Here is a 15778-nt window from a genome sequence, read left to right as displayed (position 1 = left end):
TTTACCAGTTTCTGAATCGCTTCGGCGGCTTATACAAATTGCCGGACGCACGCACCAGGTCTTTCATCGATTTCGCAGCCAGCAGATTTCTGCTGGCCAGACGCTTGTCGATACCGAGGTCTTCGGCGCGCTGAATGATGCCGCGGTCACGTAAATTTTCGACCATGCGCTGGTCGCGCGCCAGGCCGATTGCGGTATAGCCTGCAACGCCGCGGATTGCCTGCTCGCGCTCTTCATCGCTGCGGCAGAGTAGCAGATTCGCGATCCCTTCTTCGGTCAGGATATGCGTGACGTCGTCGCCATAGATCATGACCGGCGGAATTTCCATCTTTGCCTGTTCGGCCAATTCCCAGGCATCGAGCTTATCGACAAATGCCGGTTGCATATGTTCCCTGAAAGTCTCGACGATCTGCACCACCAGTTTCTGACCGCGTGGGATCATGTTCTTACCCAGACGGGCTTGTTGCCCCGCCTTGATCCAGGCGGGGCTGGCATGGCGGCGGCCGCGGGCATCGGCACCCATATTCGGCGCACCGCCAAAACCCGCGATCCTGCCCAGGGTTGCGGTCGATGAATTTCCTTGCAAATCGATTTGCAGCGTCGAGCCGATAAACATATCGCAGGCATAATGTCCGGCTGCCTGACACAGTCCGCGGTTGCTGCGCATCGAGCCATCCGGGCCGACAAAAAACACATCCGGTCTGGCGCGTATATAGTCTTCCATGCCCAGCTCGGAACCGAATGAATAGACGGACTCGACAAAGCCCGCTTCAATCGCCGGGATCAGGGCAGGGTGGGGATTGAGCGCCCAGTGGCTGGCGATCTTGCCTTTCAATCCCAGCGATTCTGCATAGGTCGGCAGCAATAATTCGATGGCTGCGGTATCAAAGCCGATGCCGTGATTCAGGCACTTCACGCCGTACTCTGCATAGATACCCTTGATCGCCATCATCGCCATCAGCACCTGGATTTCTGAGATCTGTGCCGGATCGCGCGTGAACAGCGGCTCGATGTAATACGGATTCGGCGCTTCAATGACAAAGTCGATCCAATCGCCGGGAATATCCACGCGTGGCAAGACATCCATGATCTGGTTGACCTGCACAATCACGATACCGTTCTTGAATGCGGTTGCCTCGACGATGGCCGGGGTGTCTTCGGTATTCGGGCCGGTATACAGGTTGCCGTGGCGGTCCGCCGCCTCTGCGGCGATCAGCGATACGCGTGGGGTCAGGTCGATGAAGTAACGGCTGAATAATTCGAGATAGGTATGGATCGCTCCGATATTCAATTTGCCCGCACCGACCAGCTTGGCGACCCGACCCGCTTGCGGGCCGGAGAATGAGAAATCGAGGCGCGATGCAATTCCGCGCTCAAAAATATCCAGATGCTCAGGCAAGGCCAGCACCGATTGCAGCATATGCAAATCATGAACCCGGGTCGGATCAAGCCGCGCTAAAGATTGCCCGAGAAAATCGGCTTGCTTCTGGTTATTCCCTTCCAGGCAAACCTTGTCGCCGCATTCCAATACCTGATGCAGCAGATCGACAATGCGCGCCGCCGGAAGAATTTTTCCGGTCAGACTCTGGTCGAGAGTGTCGCGCGCACGCGCCAATCGCTGAAGGCGATTCTCTTGCAGGGTATTCCAGACCTGCGGACGCGCCCCCATTATTTCGCTCCCATGATGATATTCGGCAGGCCGACCGCGATTCCCGGAAACAGGCACAGCAACAGCACCGCCAAGAACATCAGCGCCACGAAAGGCATGACACCCCAGATCACATCTTTGAGCGGAATATCCGGCGCGATATTCTTGATCACAAAAATATTCAGGCCCACCGGTGGATGAATCAAGCCCATCTCCATGACCACGGTCATCACAATCCCGAACCAGATCAGGTCAAAGCCTGCTGCCTTCAGCGGAGGCAGGATGATCGGTGCAGTCATCAAGATGATCGATACCGGCGGCAAGAAAAACCCAAACACAATCACCATCGCCAGGATCACTGCCAGCAATATCCATTTAGATAAATGCATATCGACGACCCATTGCGCGGCCGACTGGCTGATATGCAGGTAGCTCATCACATATGAATACAGCAGCGACATGCCGATGATCAGGAGCAGCATCGTCGATTCTTTGATCGTCGATGTCAGGATAGGCTGCAGATCTTTCGGCCGCCAGACGCCATACACCACGGCGATCAGCGCCATCGCCAGCAAGGCACCCAGACCGGCAGTTTCGGACGGTGTGGCAAAGCCGCCATACAACGCAACCATCACACCGATCAGCAAGATCACAAACGGTAAAACACGCGGCAGCATTTCGACTTTCTGTGCCAGGGTGAAATGCTCCTTTTCCAGATACGCGGATTCTGTGCCCGACTGCTCGTAGGCGGTCAAGGCGAGCCGATATTCTTTGCGAGCGCGGTACACCGCATAGCCAGCAAACAAAACAACCAGCAATACACCGGGGCCGACACCTGCCAGAAACAGCCGTCCTAAAGATTGTTCGGCAGCGACCGCATACAAAATCATGGTGATCGAAGGCGGCAATAAAATACCCAGGGTGCCGCCGGCAGCAATAATTCCCGCAGCAAATCCCGGCGAGTAACCGCGTTTACGCATTTCGGGGATACCTGCCGAACCGATCGCCGAGCAGGTCGCCGGGGATGAACCGGCCATGGCGGCGAACAGCGCACAGGCGACTACGTTGGCAATACCGAGGCCGCCCGGAACCTTGTGCAGCCAGGTGTGGATAGCGGAATACAAATCCTTGCCGGCCGGCGATTTTCCTATTGCCGCCCCTTTTAAAATGAATAAAGGAATAGACAGCAAGGTGATCGACGCCATTTCTTCGTAGACGTTTTGCGTGACGGTATCCAGCGATGAGGCTGGCATGAAGAAGTACATAAAACTGGCGGCAACGAGGCCCAGTGCAAACGCAATCGGCATGCCGGAGAACATCACCACCAGCGTCACCGCGCCATATAAAGCGCCCAAAGTCAGTTCACTCATTTGGCGCCTCGTTGGTTGGTGAGGCGCGCCAATACCTGCACAAAAATTTGTAAGGTCAGCAGCGACATGCCGAACGCCATCATGCCGTAAGGGATCCACAACGGCGGTGCAAAGGTCGATGTCGTGGTTTGCCCGTCGACAAAGGCCTCATGCCAGAGCGTCCAGGATTTCCAGGAAAAAAATGCGCAAAACAGAAATGACAAAACATCCACCAGCAGCATGCGAAAGGCATTCACCTTCGCCGGCAGCAACGAGGCCAGTGCCTCAATCCCGATGTGGCCGCGATACGATTGCACATATGCCGTGCAGAAAAAAGTCACACCGACCAGCATGAACACCGATGCCTCATCTTGCCAGTCTGTCGGCGCCTTAAAAAAGTAGCGGCTGATCACTGAATAGGTCAGTATGCAGGCTGTCAGCACTAAGGCCAGCATCGCCAAATTCATCAATAGTTGATTGAATTTATCGAGGATGCCGGAGAGCAGGGCAATCAACTTCTGGTCAGGGATAGCGGGGCCTTTGGCAGGCTCCATTTCAAATCCGTGACTCATAATGTTTTCTCCGCCAGCTTCAGCAATTTGGCGCAGTTCTCATTTTTTTCGCCGTAGTCTTTCCATGCCGTGGTGCGTGCAATGGCTTGCCATTTTTTGAGTGTGGCCGGATTCAGGTCGGCGATTTTGGCGCCGGTTTTTTGATACACCGCTGCCACCAGCGAGTCATCGAGCTGTGCGGATTTACGCGCAAACGCTTCGAGTTCTGCACCGACGGCCATGATGGTGGCTTGCTGATCTTTGCTGAGTTTGTCGAACACGCTTTTCGACATCATCAATGGCTCGAACATGAACCAGTAGGCGCCGGTGCGTCCGGTGGTCAGGCTTTTCGATACTTCTTCCAGGCGGAAAGAGATCAGCGAAGTGGATGAAGTCAAGGCAGCATCCATCGCACCGGTTTGCATTGCGGCATAAATTTCATTCGATGGCAGCGATACCACGGCTGCTCCGGCGGCCTTGAGGATCAGATCCATCTCACGGGAGCCGCCGCGTATTTTCATGCCTTTTGCATCGTCAGGATCGACGATCGGTTTGCCGCGTGAGGCAACGCCGCCCGCCTGCCAGATCCAGCTCACGACCACGATGCCTTTGTCCAGCAAGATGCGATTGAGTTCTTTGCCCACCTCGGCGTTTTTCCAGCCATAGCCCTGGTCATACGACGTGACCAGACCGGGCATCAGGCCGATATTCACTTCCGGGACTTCGCCGCCCGCATAGGACAACGGCACCAGCGACAGGTCCAGTGCGCCTTTGCGCATTGAGGAGAACTGCGCATTGGTCTTCATCAGGGAAGAGCCGGGATAAATCTCGAACTTCAAACTGCCTTTGGAGCGCTTCTCGACTTCTGTTGCGAACATGCGACACAAGCGGTCGCGGAAGTCGCCTTCAGTAACGGTGCCGCCCGGGAATTGATGCGATATCTTGAGCGTAGCGGTTTGCGCCCAAGAGGATGTCATGGAAAAAAACGGACTGGCGGCAATCGCGCCAAGTACCGCTCTGCGGCTGGATAGTGTGGACATGCTGTCTCCTGTATTGAGGGATAAGTACCTGGCATGCCGTGATTTTCTCATCTTGCATGCATAAATTATTTTTGTGTATACAAGATATCTGTCAAATAAATACAACGCAAGCGTATTAGTACTTATAATGACCAAAATTACACAAAGGATGATTTTTGCTTACCCCAACGATAAAAAATCGCTCACAGAGCCTGCGTGAATCCATCGAGGAAATGATTGCCATCGGCAAGTTGCTGCCCGGGCAACATCTGGATGAGACCGAATTGGCGACTGAGTTTGGCGTCTCGCGCACGCCGATCCGCGAGACTTTGATACAGCTCGCATCTATGGGCGTCGTGGTGATTCGTCCACGCCGTGGCGCCGTCGTGGCAGAACTTGGGCCGCAGCAACTGGTTGAAATGTTCGAGGTGATGGCGGAGTTCGAGGCGATGTGCGGCAGACTGGCGGCGCGGCGCATGACGGCGACCGAGCAGCAGGATTTGCTGGCGGCGCATCAGGCTTGCAAAGATGCCAGCCTGGTACAAAATTCGGATGACTATTTTTACTGCAACGAGACTTTTCACCAGATTATCTACAATGGCAGTCACAATGCCTTTTTGGCGGAGCAGGCGATGGCCTTGCATCGACGCTTGCGCCACTACCGACGCTTGCAACTGCGCGTGCGCGACCGGGTGGCAGCGTCGTTTTCTGAGCATGACGGCGTAGTGCAGGCGATCCTGGCGGGCAACGGGGAGTTGACGGCCGAATTGCTGCGCGGGCATATCATGATCCAGGGCCAGCGATTTGCCGATCTGATGGCATCTTTGCCGAAAGCGCAGGCTGGCGCAAAGTGATTCCCCTACGATTTGTCAGGTTGTTCAAATTCAATATACTCCCAAATAAAATGAATTAAATCGACCTTGATCCGCATACCCTGTATAGGTATTGAAAATATACTATATAGGAGTATATGGATAATTGGCTGTTCCATACGCATCAACTTCGCCCCGCCTGATCCAGGCTATTGTCAAATAGCAGAGCGTCCTTATATGCAAGCGGTATTTGCATGATCAGGGTGGCGCAAGTATCTTCGATGACCTCATTGCATTTCATCTACCCCATTAATTTCAACTGAGCTCAACTGAATGAGTTCAACTGAACCCAATCCAACTGAAAGAAATCCATGTCTGAATTGATCCAAAAATTGAAATGGCGTTACGCCACCAAAAAAATGAACCCGGTAAAAGCGGTTCCGCAAGAAAAAGTTGACCGCATCCTGGAAGCCGCCCGCCTGACCGCGACCTCAAGCGGCCTGCAGCCCTATGAGATTTTCGTCGTCACGAATCCCGAAGTCCGCGAAAAAATCAAGCCGGTGGCCTGGAACCAGGGCCAGGTCACCGATTGCTCCCACCTGCTGGTATTCGCCGCATGGGACAACTACACGACAGAACGCATCAACATGATGTTCGACCTGACCAACGACGAGCGCGGCTTTAAAAACGAAGGCTGGGAAAACTACCGCCAGATGCTGCTTAGTACTTACCCGGCACGCGATGCCGAAGTCAATTACCAGCACGCCGCGCGCCAGGCTTACATCGGCCTCGGCTCGGCACTGATCGCCGCCGCCTACGAAGAAGTCGACAGCACGCCAATGGAAGGTTTTGATCCAGCCGCCGTCGATGCAATCCTGGGCCTGAAGGAACGCGGCCTGCGCAGCGTGGTGATCCTGCCGCTGGGTTACCGCGAAGAAGACAAGGACTGGTTAGTCAAGCTGAAAAAGGTGCGTCGTCCTAATGAGAAGTTTGTGACTGAAGTAAGGTAACGCTGGCTTCCAGAGCAAGGTCCCGGCTATCGGGACCTTGCCAAACTGCATTTCAGTTTTGAATTTTTCGCAATCGGGATAACAGGTCCTAACATGGCGAAGGAAAACAAGGTGCGATACGGGGGAAGTTGCTCAGCCAGATCAAAATAAAAGGCGCACCTGCCTGGCAAGTACGTCTTGACCATATATTCACCGGTGCATGACACCGAGACGTCGATCCGGTCGTTAGTTAAATAATAAATCAGCCCAGCAGTTCTGCCGGAATATTGCCGCCGTTGTCAGCCAGTTTTTGCAAAACCGTTTTGTGCAGCCACATATTCATCTGCGCCGAATCGCCCATTTTATCGGTCGGACAAGCCAGTTCGGTTGCCAGTTCCTTGCGCGCGCCAAAGCTGCTGTCGAGGTCGAGCAACTTCATCAAATCGACGATCGAAGTCTTCCAGTTCAGATTTTCTGGATTTGCGCTAGCCAGAGCCTCAAGATTGGCAACCACATCCACCGCGCTGATGGCGACCGGTGCTGCCGGAACGTCGGTTGCAACAGCGGCGTCCGCAGCGGCTGGGGCTGCAACAGCGTCGTCTTTTTTGTCGCCGCCAAAACCGAGTTTAGAAAGAATATTGCCAAAAATACCCATTTTGTGTCCTTTCGAGGTTGAATAAAAAACGCTATACATCTTTGGTGGTGCTGCCTTTAGCCGAGAAACAACTACAGGGATTGAAAATTTGTAGTTTCAATAATGCTTTCAAAGCATACAATAAAAAAATGACAAGAATATTTAATCTGCTTTCCACAATTCCCATGCAGCTTGATTGCAACTCCACCTGCGCTAGAATAGTCTAAGACTTCATTGGAAAAACAGCAGACGGGAGAGCAGGACATAGTTGGCTTCGGTCGCCATCATGAGCACCAGAACCAGCACAAACACAGGCGGTAACAAAATCGCGTAGATCAGCGCTAAACGCTCCCATGCCAGATGCATGAATATCGCGACGATCAGTCCGGCCTTTAACAGCATGAAGGTCAGGATCAGGCTCCAGCGCAAGTAGCTCTCAAAATGAAAATAATCGACCAGGTAGGAAAATGTGCTGAGCACAAAGAGCAGGCCCCAGATTTTCAGATAGAGGCCGATAGGATGGGTTTTTTCATGTGTATGTGTGTGTTCCATGATCGCCTCACCATAAGTAAAACAAGGCAAAGATGAAGACCCAGACCAGGTCAACAAAATGCCAGTACAAGCCAGCGATTTCTACAATCTGGTAATTTCCGCCGCTGCGGTCGTAATGCCCGCGCAAAACGCGGGTAGCCACCACCAGCAGGTAAATTACCCCGGCAGTCACATGCAGACCGTGAAAGCCGGTGATCATGAAGAAACTGGCGCCAAACTGCGCCGCCCCCAGCGGATTGCCCCAGGGACGCACCCCTTCCTCGACGATCAGTTTGGTCCACTCAAAGGCTTGCATGCCGACAAAGCTGGTGCCGAGCGCGGCAGTCACAAACATCAGGACTGCAGTGCGAACCCGGTCGCGCCGGTAGCCAAAATTGACCGCCATCGCCATGCTGCCGCTGCTGCTGATCAGTATGAAGGTCATGATCGCAATCAGTATCAGAGGAAATTCCGTGCCGTTGATGTTCAGCGAAAACACCTGGCTGGGATTCGGCCAGGCCACGGTGCTGGCCATGCGTGCGGACATATAGCCGGTCAGGAAGCAACTAAAAATGAAGGTATCGCTGAGCAGGAAAAACCACATCATGGCCTTGCCCCAGGATATCTGGAAAGCCTGCTGGTCGGATGACCAATCCATCACCATGCCGCGTAAGCCAGTCGGGCTTTCGCGCTCAGTTTGCGCTGCAGAAATCGGCGTACTCATACAACCTCCAAAAATGTTGCAACACCACTGTCAGCGCGGACCGCAAATGGCCTGCACCAGTTCCGGCGTGAGCCAGTTCAGCGTCGCGAACAGCAACAGCCAGACCGCCAGTAAAAAATGCCAGTAACGCGCGCACAGGGCGATTTGCCATGCAAGCCTGCCGGGATCGCTGGCTATCCAGACCTGGCGCAGGGTGATCGCGTAAATGACCAGGCCGCCGAGTACATGCAAGCCGTGCATGGCTGTCAGCAAATAAAAAAAACTGCCGGATGGATTGCCGGCCAGCGCCACCTGCATCGCTGCCAGCGCCTGCCAGGCCGAGATTTGCGATGCCAGAAAGCCTATGCTGCAAACGCCGCCCAGCAACAAAAACGGACGGCTGCCTTGCCGCCATGCTCCAGATGCAGGATCAGCCAGCGGACTATGCGCTAACTTGCTGGCTACCTGCAAAGCCAGGCTGGCACTGCATAGGAAAAAAGTGCTGAGTCCCAGTTGCCAGGGCATCTGAATTACCGACCAGTCGGCACCGTTCATGCGCATCACATAGGCCGCCAGGAACAGCAAAAACAGCGTCGTCGCCACGCCGATAAAGACCCATAAAGCCACGCTCAGCTCGGCGCGTTTATCCGGATAGGCCGCCATCTTGGCCTGGGGGGGGGAAAATGCTGCGTTGCTCATGGCGCCGCCTGTTGTAGGGTATGCGTTTCGGGATCGATGCCGCCCGCTGCCACTGGGGCATTTTGCGGGATAAAGTCTTGCTCAGCCCCCGGCACGCTATACGCATACGCGCCGCGATAGACGATAGGAAGCTGTTCGCCCCAGTTGCCATGGCCGGGTGGCGTGCGCGGGGTTTGCCATTCGAGTGAGGCGGCGCGCCAGGGATTGCCTGGGGCTTTTTTGCCGTAGAACAGGCTCCAGACCAGGTTGAAGATAAACACCAGTTGGGTCACGCCGACGATCAGCGCCACCACGGTAATGAGGGTATTCAAGGTATGTGCCGAGGGCGGGATGAACTGATAGTCATCGAAGTTGTAGTAACGTCGTGGCATGCCGAGTATGCCCAGATAATGCATGGGGAAAAAGATCGCGTAAGTACCGAGGAAAGTCACCCAGAAATGCAGCCGGCCCAGCGTATCGTTCAGCATGCGGCCGCTGACTTTGGGGTACCAGTGATAGATCCCGCCAAACACCGTCAGGATAGGCGCCACCCCCATCACCATGTGGAAATGCGCCACTACAAAATAGGTATTCGATAAAGGCACATCCACGCTGACATTGCCGAGAAATAGACCAGTCAGGCCGCCGATCAGAAACGTGGTGAAAAAGGCCAGCGCAAACAGCATGGGCACAGAGAAATGGATATCGCCGCGCCACAAGGTGAGCAGCCAGTTGTACACCTTGATGGCCGTCGGCACCGCGATGATCAGGGTACTGGTGGCAAAGAAGAAACCGAAATAGGGATTCATGCCGCTGACAAACATATGATGCGCCCACACCACGAAACTCAGGCCGCCGATAATAACAATCGCCCACACCATCATGCGATAGCCGAAAATCTGCTTGCGCGCATGCACGCTGATCAGATCGGAGACGATACCGAAAGCCGGCAGCGCCACGATATACACTTCCGGATGGCCGAAGAACCAGAACAAGTGCTGGAACAGCAAAGGGCTGCCGCCTTTATAACCAGTCACCTGTCCCATCGATACCAGCGCCGGCATAAAAAAACTGGTGCCCAGGGTTTTATCCAGCAACATCATGATGCCGCTGACAAACAAAGCAGGAAAAGCCAGCAAAGCCAAAATGGTGGCGGTAAAAATTCCCCATACCGACAAGGGCATGCGCATCAGAGTCATGCCCTCGGTACGTGCCTGCAATACGGTGGTGACGTAATTCAGGCCGCCCATGGTGGCGGCTACGATAAAAATAATCAGCGACACCAGCATCAGAATAATGCCCCAGTCGTTACCCGGCGTACCGGCCAGGATCGCTTGCGGCGGATACAGGGTCCAACCGGCACCGGTCGGTCCGCCGACCACAAAAAAACTCGCCATCAGCACCAGTACCGATAAAAAATAGAACCAGAAGCTCAGCATGTTCAGGTAAGGGAACACCATATCGCGCGCGCCTACCATCAGGGGAATCAGGAAATTCCCGAAACCTCCGAGGAACAAGGCAGTCAGCAGATACACCACCATGATCATGCCGTGCATGGTCATGAACTGGTAATAGTGGCTGGCATCTATCCCCACCCTGCCGGGAAAACCCAATTGCAAACGCATCAGATTCGACAGCACCAGGCCCACCATCCCGACCAGGATAGCGATCGTGGTGTATTGAATCGCGATCACCTTGTGATCCTGGCTCCACACGTATTTGGTCCAGAAACTGTGCGGCCCATGCTGGCTTGCATCGATGTCGGCCTTGCCGTAGCTCATGGTATGCCTCGCATATTTGTCCCTTTACTTTTCAGCTTGCGTTGGCGCTGCTGCCGATTTCACCGGCACCGGATCGAGGGTCTGGATATACGCTACCAACGCTGCCAATTCCGTTTCAGTCAATTCTATTTTCGGCATGATGGGGGCGTAGCCTTGTATCACCCTGGCAGTCGGTTCCAGGATAAATTTTTTCAAATAAGCCGCATCAACTAAGGCAGTCGAGCCGTCGCTCATGGTTTCAGTCTTGCCATACAAGCCTTTCCAGCCAGGCCCGACACCTTTGCTGCCATCGACAGAATGGCAGGCGACACAGCCCTTGGATAAATACAGAGCCTTGCCCTGCGCAACCAGTGGATTGCTGGCGTCGGCTTCAGGTTTATTGCGTGTCTGACTCAGTCCGGCGGCAAAAGTCGGCTGCGCTTTCAGCCACTTTTCAAAATCGGCGACCGGCTCAACGATCACGTAAGCGCGCATATTCGAATGACCGATGCCGCACAATTGGGCGCACATCGCCTCATAGCGCCCCGCCTTGGTGGGGGTGAACCAGAAGCTGCTGATCATGCCGGGTACGATATTCATCCTGGCCCGGAATGGCGGCACAAAAAAATCGTGCAACACGTCATTCGAGCGCAGCAGCATTTTTACCGGCCTGCCTAGCGGCAGATGCAACTCGCCGTTGCTGATGATGATATTGTTTTGCCCGCTGGGATCGTTGGCGGCGATGCCGAAAGGATTGCTGGCAGTGGCCAGACGCACATTGCTGGCACCGAACTTGCCGTCGCTACCGGCAAACCGGAAACGCCACTGCCACTGCTGACCCAACACATCGACTACCAGCGCGTTCCTGGGCGTCTGTACGTATTCGGCATACACAAACAGACCCGGCGCCAGCAAAGCAATGATACCGGCCGAGGTAGCGATGATCAGCCAGCGTTCCAGTTTAGGATTGTCTGCTTCATACACAGCGCGGCTATGCTCGCGATGGCGAAAGCGTATCAGCGTGTACACCAGAAACAAGTTGAGTACTACAAAAAACAGGCCAGTAATCAAGACGGTAATCGTCAGCATACTGTCCATCTGATGCCAGTTGGACGCAAGCGGGGTCGCCCACCAAGGACTCAATAAGTGAAATAGCACAGAACCAAAAACGATCACGACGAGTGCTACGATCATGGCCATATCGTTTTCTTCCTTCATGGACAGGCGTTGCCGGCTTCACAGAAGATAGGAGGAGTGCGCTACTCCTCCGCGTCACAAAATCGAATTTTTTTAGCGTCGTTCCAGATACCTGTACATCCCGGCGGCGGTGATCCCGAACAGAATATGACTAGCCAGCGTCACCAGATTGCGCATATCAGCGAACCATGGGAAAAATCGAATCATGCCGTAGAAATTGACCAGATAGAGCGCCAAGCCAAAGACCGCACCAGCCAGCATCACCATGCCCATACTGGAGTCGAGATGGAAAGGCGCAATGATGGACGCCAGTATGACGCTGAAAATGACGCCCAGGACATAATGGATAGCCAGCGCCGCAAATACCACGCCGAAACTGTAGCCTGTCGATTGCAAAGCATCAGGCCCCATCAGGATCGCCGCAACCAGATGCGATGCCGCCCAGGGACTGATATTGAGAATCATGGTCGACCAGAAAAATTCCACCACCATGATCGCCGCGCCCGCGGCAAACCCCGAGACCGCAGCAGCCGACCAGTCCGGTGCACGAGATTCCCAATGATGCGAATGCATATGAAGTTCCATACAACCTCCGGATAAAAACAGCAACGGGCAAGATACGATTACGGCTTGATTGCCAAATAGCAAGAGATAGAACCTTGCAATGGATTCAGTGTAGGATAAATTTTAGACAGTGCAAAGCCGACAATTTTTCTGCTTTGCATCAATCTGACAAAAGTTGGGTGCTGACGGGTATTGGTGTTTACGAGCGGCTTGTCGAAAAAGACACGCAGCCGGATCCGGTGCGCAAGTCCAAGCGAGTGCGAGCGGACGGTTACTGATGCTCGGTTCTTTCTGCCTGATTGATCCCAGTCACATTATCTATAAGCGGAGCGGCTAGTTTTGGCATTATGACGATATGAAAATATACCGTCAAAAATTGTGGATTTCAATGGATGTTAAAATCCCTTGGAAAACACCATTTTGCCCCTGACGCCCTTTAAAGCATGTGGCGTTTGGGGTTTAATCTACGCATGGCAAACAGAATACCTCCCTCCCTAAAATGGCTAATTGTCAAGCGCGCAAGGCTTGATAGTGAAAGTAAGAAGACCGAGGCGGCCTTAAAGCGCAGCCAACGTCTTCTTGAAGATCGCAGCCGGCTGACTGCAACGCATCGCGCTGCAAGTCCAGGTTCTGGTCGTCGGTCGATATTCGGGCGTAGCCGATCAGCATGGCACTTGTCCAATAAATCACGAAAATTCAGTATAGCTGGACTTTGAATATTGGAAAGGGATTGTGGATTGTCGTTGTGCTTGAGCTACCCGCCGCTCGCTGGCAAGACGCGGGAGTGCAACAACCCCTCGTTTTTTGGACCCCGTCTGATGCCGGTACTGCATTACTATTTGCTTCTATCGCAACCTGTTAACTGGGCCTCAATGTTCCGTCATGCAAGGCGCGTAAAGCCATCGGCGCTCCAGTCTTCGCTGCCCACGCCATGGTGGACACAAAACAGTCCTTCTGGATCGTATTTTGATTTGATAGCCCGCAATTTCGAATAATTCTCCCCCCAATATTCCTTTTGCCAGGCGTTGTTAAAGTAGTTGCTCTCTGAAACATACGAACCTGAATTTGGGGCAATCTTGCGCAATTCAGCAGCCGCCGAATCGATGTCACGGGCTTCCCTTCGTGCGGCAGCCAGATCTATGGCCGGCCGCGTAAATCCCGGATAGGCGGGAGGCCTTTCTCCTTCGGCGATGATCACGAGCGTAAAGGCATCGACTACGGCAGGATTTGTAGTGGTCTGTAGTACAGCGGCCCGAACGTCGGATGGTGCGCCTGCCAAACCTTTTCCGATATGGAGTCGGACCATCTGGTGGCGACTTGCAGCAAACAGCGCGTCTGCAAGAGACTGCTGCCTGTCCGCCTGCAGTAACGATGCGGGTAGCCAAAGCGAGTCGTAACCGTGCAGGAAAATACCGACCTCGCCCTGATCACCTTTCCCCCAACCATGATGTTTAGGCGCTCCTTCGCGTGTATCCCGCTCCATTGAAGAGCTTTTGTCGAGGTCCCACCAGGCCCGTGCGTCCCAGGCCCAGGCACCAAGCGGGGACACAACGGCAAAATCATCAGGCGATGCAGTCACCCAATCGAAGAATGGCTGCCATATTGCGAGTACTTGCTTCGGTTCCAGACCCTGACTAATCATGCCGAGTTCCAAGACGTTGTCCGATCCGAAATGAACATGCTCGCCCCAATGCGGATTAAACAAAGTCTCATGATAGAAGGCAATGAAGTGCGCGATCAGGCGCGTGAACGCTGCGTCTGATCGCGCCTTGATTTTCCCCCACGCGGCGCCGAAAAACGGGGGCAGATCGTGGGTCCGCAATGTGACTCTGGTGATTACCCCGAACGTGCCGCCACCTCCCCCCTTGAGCGCCCAAAACAGATCGGAATCGTTGAATTCGTTGACTATGCGCACTTGGCCATCTGCGGTGACGATTTCGGCTTCGAGCAATCCCGCAGATGCTGTGCCGAAACCCTTTGAAAATGAGTTAAAACCGCCACTCTGCACCAGCCCGGCGACACCGACCGTCGTGCAGCTGCCGCCCTGAACGTAACGCCCACCTTCCGTCGTTACGGCTTGGTACAGGTCCATCCACATCGCACCGGCACCGGCACTGACGGCCGGAACGGGCGCGACGTGGCCGGCGCCCCCTTGGACGACGAATGCATCGTGCAACGTGACCTTGTTCATCGCGCGCGTCCAGATCAACAACGAGTCGGGTGCGTTTGACGTGCCCAAGTAGCTGTGCCCGCCACCCTTGACAACGAGGCGTAGCTTGTTCTTCCGGGCGAAGGTGATGCCGGCGGCCACGTCGCTGGAATCTCGCGCCTTGATGGCATACGCGCTCGGTGCCGGTGTCCACGCATCGAGCCATCCTGAATTTTCAGTTCCTGCCGGCTGGTCGCCTATCCAGTACGGATTCCCGACATGCTTGAGCGCGTCGAGACAAGCTACGCCATTTGGTTCGGTCTGGCATGCTTGAAACAGGGACTGGACTTTCATCAAACTGCCGCCGACATCGTCGTTCAGCTTTGCCCACTTTGCAGCGCTTGGCCACGCAACATCAGTGGGGCGCACCCGCCGGTAAGGCAACTTTGCCGACAGGCTGGAACCAAATGCCAGATTTAACGGCGGTAGAGTGGTTGCCGCAGCCATCGCCAACGACGATAGGAAATTTCTTCTTTTCATGGGATAGATTCAAATAATGAATGCTAGCAAACATACTGAATTTTTTCCTTGTCCACAAGATAATTGTGGCGTGCCGGGCGCTGCGCGGGGCGAACCGGAAGGATGTACACGCTAGCCAGCCATGGAAACGCAGCACACGTTCTGTGATACGTCCGGCGGCGGTCAGTTGCAGATAATGCTGGTTCGCGACGATGGAATGCAGGTTCATTTGCTGCTAATGCTGGTTTGATGGGGCAGTCAGTTAACTCTTCAAGAAGACGTTGGCTGCGCTTTAAGGCCGCCTCGGTCTTCTTACTTTCACTATCAAGCCTTGCGCGCTTGACAATTAGCCATTTTAGGGAGGGAGGTATTCTGTTTGCCATGCGTAGATTAAACCCCAAACGCCACATGCTTTAAAGGGCGTCAGGGGCCAAATGGCGTCGGAAAACAAAAAACCCGCATTCTCACAGGAAGTTTGCGGGTTTTTTGTACGCTACAGAAGAATCTGAACGGAATTCTGGTGGTGATAGGTGGACTTGAACCACCGACCCCAGCATTATGAGTGCTGTGCTCTAACCAACTGAGCTATATCACCAAGAAGCCCGAAATTATGCCATTTTGACTTATTGGTGTCAATATCAAAATCGGATTTTGCTTTGCAAAGCTTGGCGATTG

General features: G+C 54.1%; 15 protein-coding genes, 1 tRNA gene and 1 pseudogene. 2 read left to right on the top strand and 15 right to left on the bottom strand.

Annotated features, from left to right (window positions below; genetic code table 11):
* Position 1 precedes the first annotated feature (1 nt).
* The 4 genes from mdcA to dctP are packed head-to-tail and all read right to left on the bottom strand — an operon-like array spanning position 2 to position 4588.
* A complete protein-coding gene (gene mdcA, locus LPB67_RS12045; protein WP_262837503.1) occupies positions 2–1669 on the bottom strand; it encodes a malonate decarboxylase subunit alpha in 1668 nt (555 codons plus the stop codon).
* Positions 1669–3018 (bottom strand): TRAP transporter large permease, encoded by a 1350-nt coding sequence (locus LPB67_RS12040; protein ID WP_262837502.1) that lies wholly within the window; start codon positions 3016–3018, stop codon positions 1669–1671. Before LPB67_RS12040 ends, mdcA begins: the two co-directional genes overlap by 1 nt.
* Positions 3015–3569, bottom strand: coding sequence for a TRAP transporter small permease (locus LPB67_RS12035; protein ID WP_262837501.1), 555 nt, complete (start codon positions 3567–3569; stop codon positions 3015–3017). Before LPB67_RS12035 ends, LPB67_RS12040 begins: the two co-directional genes overlap by 4 nt.
* Entirely contained in the window at positions 3566–4588 is a 1023-nt protein-coding gene (gene dctP / locus LPB67_RS12030) for a TRAP transporter substrate-binding protein DctP (protein WP_262837500.1), read from the bottom strand. The genes LPB67_RS12035 and dctP overlap by 4 nt, the downstream gene beginning before the upstream one ends.
* Positions 4589–4743: 155 nt before the next feature.
* Here dctP and LPB67_RS12025 point away from each other — a divergent pair, with 155 nt between their 5' ends.
* Together LPB67_RS12025 and LPB67_RS12020 are read left to right on the top strand one after the other, a co-directional pair.
* Entirely contained in the window at positions 4744–5421 is a 678-nt protein-coding gene (locus LPB67_RS12025) for a GntR family transcriptional regulator (RefSeq protein WP_410482733.1), read from the top strand.
* A 329-nt stretch (positions 5422–5750) separates the two neighbouring features.
* The gene (locus LPB67_RS12020; protein WP_262837499.1) at positions 5751–6389 is read left to right on the top strand and encodes an NAD(P)H-dependent oxidoreductase; all 639 of its coding nucleotides are present in this window, start codon (positions 5751–5753) and stop codon (positions 6387–6389) included.
* Between the two features lie 241 nt (positions 6390–6630).
* On the opposite strand, the gene LPB67_RS12015 is transcribed toward LPB67_RS12020, so the two are convergent.
* From LPB67_RS12015 to LPB67_RS11965, 11 genes and pseudogenes are all read right to left on the bottom strand, one after another.
* Positions 6631–7023 carry a DUF3597 domain-containing protein gene (locus LPB67_RS12015; protein WP_262837498.1) on the bottom strand — a complete coding sequence of 131 codons (393 nt, stop codon included), beginning with the start codon at positions 7021–7023 and terminating at the stop codon, positions 6631–6633.
* A gap of 210 nt (positions 7024–7233) precedes the next feature.
* Entirely contained in the window at positions 7234–7554 is a 321-nt protein-coding gene (locus LPB67_RS12010) for a cytochrome C oxidase subunit IV family protein (protein ID WP_262837497.1), read from the bottom strand.
* 7 nt (positions 7555–7561) lie between these two features.
* Positions 7562–8257, bottom strand: coding sequence for a heme-copper oxidase subunit III family protein (locus LPB67_RS12005; RefSeq protein ID WP_262837496.1), 696 nt, complete (start codon positions 8255–8257; stop codon positions 7562–7564).
* A gap of 30 nt (positions 8258–8287) precedes the next feature.
* Positions 8288–8935 (bottom strand): cytochrome c oxidase subunit 3, encoded by a 648-nt coding sequence (locus LPB67_RS12000; RefSeq protein WP_262837495.1) that lies wholly within the window; start codon positions 8933–8935, stop codon positions 8288–8290.
* Positions 8932–10695, bottom strand: coding sequence for a cytochrome c oxidase subunit I (gene ctaD, locus LPB67_RS11995; protein ID WP_262837493.1), 1764 nt, complete (start codon positions 10693–10695; stop codon positions 8932–8934). Before ctaD ends, LPB67_RS12000 begins: the two co-directional genes overlap by 4 nt.
* Before the next feature lie 24 nt (positions 10696–10719).
* The gene (locus tag LPB67_RS11990; RefSeq protein WP_262837492.1) at positions 10720–11874 is read right to left on the bottom strand and encodes a cytochrome c oxidase subunit II; all 1155 of its coding nucleotides are present in this window, start codon (positions 11872–11874) and stop codon (positions 10720–10722) included.
* Between the two features lie 90 nt (positions 11875–11964).
* A complete protein-coding gene (locus LPB67_RS11985; protein ID WP_262837491.1) occupies positions 11965–12456 on the bottom strand; it encodes a hypothetical protein in 492 nt (163 codons plus the stop codon).
* Between the two features lie 567 nt (positions 12457–13023).
* Positions 13024–13104 (bottom strand): annotated as a pseudogene (locus tag LPB67_RS11980) (recombinase family protein); the annotation flags it as partial.
* A 211-nt stretch (positions 13105–13315) separates the two neighbouring features.
* Positions 13316–15124, bottom strand: a complete 1809-nt coding sequence (locus LPB67_RS11975; protein ID WP_262837490.1) for an FAD-dependent oxidoreductase — start codon at positions 15122–15124, stop codon at positions 13316–13318.
* A gap of 23 nt (positions 15125–15147) precedes the next feature.
* Positions 15148–15486 carry a hypothetical protein gene (locus LPB67_RS11970; protein ID WP_262837489.1) on the bottom strand — a complete coding sequence of 113 codons (339 nt, stop codon included), beginning with the start codon at positions 15484–15486 and terminating at the stop codon, positions 15148–15150.
* 135 nt (positions 15487–15621) lie between these two features.
* A tRNA-Met gene (locus LPB67_RS11965) sits at positions 15622–15698 on the bottom strand.
* Between the last annotated feature and the right edge of the window lie 80 nt (positions 15699–15778).

The sequence above is a fragment of the Undibacterium sp. Jales W-56 genome, assembly GCF_025548535.1.
GTDB lineage: Bacteria > Pseudomonadota > Gammaproteobacteria > Burkholderiales > Burkholderiaceae_D > Undibacterium.
This window is presented reverse-complemented; position numbering and strand designations above follow the sequence as displayed.

Excerpts from the sequence above, each read along its gene's own strand:
- mdcA (WP_262837503.1), bottom strand. The coding sequence starts at position 1,669 with ATGGGGGCGCGTCCGCAGGTCTGGAATACCCTGCAAGAGAATCGCCTT.
- LPB67_RS12040 (WP_262837502.1), bottom strand. The coding sequence starts at position 3,018 with ATGAGTGAACTGACTTTGGGCGCTTTATATGGCGCGGTGACGCTGGTG.
- LPB67_RS12035 (WP_262837501.1), bottom strand. The coding sequence starts at position 3,569 with ATGAGTCACGGATTTGAAATGGAGCCTGCCAAAGGCCCCGCTATCCCT.
- dctP (WP_262837500.1), bottom strand. The coding sequence starts at position 4,588 with ATGTCCACACTATCCAGCCGCAGAGCGGTACTTGGCGCGATTGCCGCC.
- LPB67_RS12020 (WP_262837499.1), top strand. The coding sequence starts at position 5,751 with ATGTCTGAATTGATCCAAAAATTGAAATGGCGTTACGCCACCAAAAAA.
- LPB67_RS12015 (WP_262837498.1), bottom strand. The coding sequence starts at position 7,023 with ATGGGTATTTTTGGCAATATTCTTTCTAAACTCGGTTTTGGCGGCGAC.
- LPB67_RS12010 (WP_262837497.1), bottom strand. The coding sequence starts at position 7,554 with ATGGAACACACACATACACATGAAAAAACCCATCCTATCGGCCTCTAT.
- LPB67_RS12005 (WP_262837496.1), bottom strand. The coding sequence starts at position 8,257 with ATGAGTACGCCGATTTCTGCAGCGCAAACTGAGCGCGAAAGCCCGACT.
- LPB67_RS12000 (WP_262837495.1), bottom strand. The coding sequence starts at position 8,935 with ATGAGCAACGCAGCATTTTCCCCCCCCCAGGCCAAGATGGCGGCCTAT.
- ctaD (WP_262837493.1), bottom strand. The coding sequence starts at position 10,695 with ATGAGCTACGGCAAGGCCGACATCGATGCAAGCCAGCATGGGCCGCAC.
- LPB67_RS11990 (WP_262837492.1), bottom strand. The coding sequence starts at position 11,874 with ATGGCCATGATCGTAGCACTCGTCGTGATCGTTTTTGGTTCTGTGCTA.
- LPB67_RS11985 (WP_262837491.1), bottom strand. The coding sequence starts at position 12,456 with ATGGAACTTCATATGCATTCGCATCATTGGGAATCTCGTGCACCGGAC.
- LPB67_RS11975 (WP_262837490.1), bottom strand. The coding sequence starts at position 15,124 with ATGAAAAGAAGAAATTTCCTATCGTCGTTGGCGATGGCTGCGGCAACC.
- LPB67_RS11970 (WP_262837489.1), bottom strand. The coding sequence starts at position 15,486 with ATGGCAAACAGAATACCTCCCTCCCTAAAATGGCTAATTGTCAAGCGC.